Origin of the sequence: Albidovulum sp. (genome assembly GCF_049646345.1) — a bacterium.
In the GTDB taxonomy this organism is placed as follows: domain Bacteria; phylum Pseudomonadota; class Alphaproteobacteria; order Rhodobacterales; family Rhodobacteraceae; genus Albidovulum.
Window position 1 is genome coordinate 1 of record NZ_JBARVQ010000619.1, and the last position, 4,170, is coordinate 4,170.

3 protein-coding genes are annotated in these 4,170 nt (G+C 61.3%); 2 read left to right on the forward strand and 1 reads right to left on the reverse strand.

Annotated features, from left to right (window positions below):
* Positions 1-330 precede the first annotated feature (330 nt).
* Complete coding sequence (hppD, locus tag WBB85_RS16185; protein ID WP_432639628.1) at positions 331-1,425, reverse strand: 4-hydroxyphenylpyruvate dioxygenase; 1,095 nt, start codon at positions 1,423-1,425, stop codon at positions 331-333.
* A gap of 117 nt (positions 1,426-1,542) precedes the next feature.
* Here hppD and WBB85_RS16190 point away from each other — a divergent pair, with 117 nt between their 5' ends.
* A complete protein-coding gene (locus tag WBB85_RS16190) occupies positions 1,543-2,016 on the forward strand; it encodes an Lrp/AsnC family transcriptional regulator (RefSeq protein WP_432639629.1) in 474 nt (157 codons plus the stop codon).
* A gap of 6 nt (positions 2,017-2,022) precedes the next feature.
* Positions 2,023-3,903 (forward strand): monovalent cation:proton antiporter-2 (CPA2) family protein, encoded by a 1,881-nt coding sequence (locus WBB85_RS16195; RefSeq protein ID WP_432639630.1) that lies wholly within the window; start codon positions 2,023-2,025, stop codon positions 3,901-3,903.
* The last annotated feature ends 267 nt before the right edge of the window (positions 3,904-4,170 follow it).

The following is a 4,170-nucleotide window of genomic DNA, read 5'->3' on the forward strand; positions in this document are numbered from 1 at the left end:
CTTATGACGACCTCTGGCGCGCCGCAGGACAGGTCTGCGACCTCTTCACCGAGGAGGAATGCTACAACTTCTTCAAGGCCGCAGGATATGAAACCGATTAGGCGCAACACGCTCTAAAGCGTTTCGGGTTTGCGTTGGGATACCAAGTATCAGAATTCGAACGAAAAAGGTTCTAATTCTGATTCGATGTAAACCTGAAACGCTATAGACAGCGTATTCATGATCGGGATTTCCGGCGGGCCTTTGTTTGGCTCAAAGATCCAAGCCGTTCAGACGAAGGCGCGGGTGGCCACATCGCCACCCGCGCCACCTCCCTGTCGGACCGCCGGTTTATCCGGCTTTCAACACCCCCCGCGCGATCTGGTCGGCCTCAATGGATTCGAACAAGGCCTTGAAATTGCCCTCGCCAAACCCGTCATCGCCCTTGCGCTGAATGAATTCGAAGAAGATCGGCCCGATCACCGTTTTTGAGAAGATCTGCAACAGGCTCCGCGTCTCGCCGCCATCGACCACACCTTCGCCGTCGATCAGGATGCCGTGCTTTTCCATCATATTGAGCGGCTCCTCATGGCCCGCCACCCTGTCCCGGCTCAATTCGTAGTAGCTCATCGGCGGTTTCGGCATGAAGCGCAGGCCGCGCTCATGGATCGCATCGGTCGCGCCATAGATATCCCCGGTCCCGACCGCGATATGCTGGATGCCCTCGCCCTTGTAGCGCTTGAGGTATTCGACGATCTGGCCCGTCTCCCCGCGATCCTCGTTGATCGGGATGCGGATACGACCGCAGGGAGAGGTCAGCGCCCGTGAGTAGAGGCCGGTGAATTTGCCCTGAATGTCGAAAAAGCGGATTTCGCGGAAGTTGAACAGCCGTCCGTAGAAGTCGAACCACTTGTCCATATTGCCCTTGTGGACATTGTGGGTCAGGTGATCGAGGTAATAGAAACCCACGCCTTCGGGCTTCGACTTCGACAGCCAGTCGAATTCCGCGTTATAGGGCGAGGTCTCATAGTACTTGCCGATGAAATAGATCAGCGATCCGCCGATGCCCCGGATCGCGGGCACGTCCATGGTCTTGTCATCACCCTCATAGGGTTCCGCCCCCATCGCGACGGCATGCCGGAACGCGTGTTCCGCATCGACCACCCGCCAGCCCATCGACGGGGCGCAGGGCCCGTGTTCGGCGACGAAGCGGGCCGCGAAACTGCCGGGCTCGGCGTTCAGAATGTAGGTGATGTCGCCCTGCTGCCAAAGCTCGATATCCTTCGACCGGTGACGGCCGACAAGTTCGTACCCCATGCGGGCGAAAAGCTGCCGAAGCTCCTCCGGGTCCGGATGCGCGAATTCGACGAATTCGAACCCGTCAGTCCCGGCGGGGTTCTGGTCCGAGATCACCGATTTCGGGGCGGAATGGGGAAAGGGGCCCATAAAATACTCCTCTGCGCGTTCATGACCATTTTACCGCATCTCTCACGCGTCTGTTGCGCGTTTGAAATAAGAACTTGATGTGCATATGCGCGTTTTGCGCGCTACACTGGCCAGATCATGCAAGATTCACGCATCACGCTCGATGAAACCGACTCACGGCTTCTGGCCGCCTTGCAACGCAATGCACATCTGACCTCGCAAGAGCTGGGGGAAGAGCTGAACCTCTCACCCAGCCAGGCGGGCCGCCGCCGTCAGCGGCTGGAGGCCGAGGGCCTGATCCAGAGTTATGCCGCAAGGCTCGACCCCCTGCGCCTCGGCCTTGCCGTTCAGGCCTTCGTTCAGGTCCAGATGGCCCGCCACGGGGCTGAGACAACGGCGGCCTTCTCCCGCCTTGTCGCGACCCAACCCGAGATCACATCTGCGTGGACCCTGACCGGAGAAGCCGATTATCTTCTCAGGGTCTATTGCGAAGACCTCGCGAGCCTGAACAGGTTGATCCATCAGGTCCTGCTCGCCCATCCGGCGGTTTCCCGGGTGCAAAGCCAGATCGTGATGGACCAGTTCAAACCCGACGCCCCTTTGCCAACCTAGGATTTCATGGAAAGCTTTTTGTTTCAGGCCTCTCTATACCTCATCGCCGTGGTGCTGGCGGTGCCGGTGGCCTCGCGGCTGGGTCTCGGCTCGGTGCTGGGTTATCTTGTCGCCGGGATCGTGATCGGCCCGGTCTTCGGCCTCGTCGGATCCGAAACCAAGGATCTTCAGCACTTCGCCGAATTCGGCGTGGTGATGATGCTGTTCCTGATCGGGCTGGAGCTGGAACCCCGCGCGCTCTGGGGCATGCGCGACCGGCTTCTGGGGCTTGGCGGTTTGCAGATCGTGGTGACCACGCTTGTGGTCACGCTCGGCGTGCTTGCAATGGGGCAAAGCTGGCGCATCGCGCTGACGCTCGGGATCATCCTGTCGCTGTCGTCGACCGCCATCGTTTTGCAAACCCTGTCCGAGAAAAGCCTCATGCCCACGCAAGGCGGGCGCAGCGCCTTTTCCGTGCTGCTGATGCAGGATATCGCCGTCATCCCGATGCTGGCCTTTCTGCCGCTGCTGGCCCTTCCCGGTGCCCGCGCGCTGGCCAAGGCGCAGGCGGCCGACAGCCACGCGACCCTGCCCTTCCTGCAACAGCTTCCGGGCTGGGGCGTGACGCTGGTCACCCTCGGCGCGGTCGCCGCCGTTGCCTTGGCCGGGCACTACCTGATCCGGCCGCTCTACAGCTTCGTGCACCGCGCGCGGCTGCGTGAGGTCAACACCGCCCTGGCGCTGATGATCGTCGTCACCATCGCGACCCTGATGCTGATGGTCGGCCTCTCGCCCGCGCTTGGTGCTTTCCTTGCCGGTGTGGTGCTCGCCAACTCGGAATTCAAGCATGAGATCGAATCCGACATAGCGCCCTTCAAGGGCCTCCTCCTCGGCCTCTTCTTCATCACCGTCGGGGCCGGGATCGACGTCGATACGTTCCTCTCAAAACCGGTCACGCTTGTCGGGCTGGCGCTCGCCCTGATGATCGCCAAGGGCGCGGTCCTCTACGGTCTTGGCAAACTGTTCAAGCTGAAGGGCCGCAACCAGTGGCTTTTCACTCTCGGTCTGGCGCAGGCAGGCGAATTCGGCTTTGTCCTGACCGCCTTTGCCGTCAAACAGCGTATCCTGCCGAACGCACTGGCGGGGGAACTCTTGCTGGTGATCGCGCTCTCGATGTTCCTCACGCCCTTGTTCTTCATCCTGCATGACGTTCTGGCCAAGCGGATGAAGGATGAAAGCGTGACGCATGAGGCTGACGAGATCGACGAACAGCAGCCGGTGATCATCGCGGGTGTCGGCCGCTTCGGTCAGGTCGTGAACCGCATGGTGACCATGTCGGGCTTTCAGACGACCGTGCTCGATCACGACCTCAAGGTGATCCAGCTTCTCAGGAAATTCGGCTTCAAGGGCTATGTCGGCGACCCAACCCGACCGGAACTTCTGCGGGCTGCGGGATTGGCGCAGGCCAGCGTCCTCGTCGTCTGCCTTGACGACCGGGCGGCGGCGACACGGCTTGTCGCCTATGCCCGCCGCCAGCGTGACGATCTGCATATTATCGCCCGCGCCCGCGACCGCGAACATGTCTTTGAACTGCATCGCGCCGGCGCTGATGACATCGTGCGGGAATATTTCGATGGCGCGCTGCGCATTGGGCGCTATGTGCTGGAGAATGTGGGGCTGTCGGACTACGAGGCGCGCGAGATGGAACGGACCTTCTTCAAGCTCGACCGTGCCGCCGTGCGCGACCTAGCCGACCTCTGGACACCCGGTGTGCCCGCGGACAAGAACCCCGCCTATATCGCCCGCGCGAAAGAGCTGAACCGGGAACTGGAAGCGGCCCTGCTGGCCAAGTATTCTCAGACAAGGGAAGAAAAGACCGAGCCGCGCAGGGATACCGCAGCCGAATAGGTATCGGTGTCGGAACAATGCCGCAATGGCCGGTTCGAGCACTCTTCCGACATCTGTTTGTTTGGTGCTTCCCTTCACCCGGGAACAAGCGCGGCGCGCGCCAGGCAGGAACATGCCCGGTGTACGGTGCGATGAGGGAAATAGCAGGAAAGTCGCGCATCAAGCCCGTCTGTCGGCCGATCGCCCTGCCTACTGGCCCTCTGCAGCCTCGGGTCCGAGTTTCCCGAACCAGTCGATGTCGCGCAACGTGACGGCGCCGGACAGGAC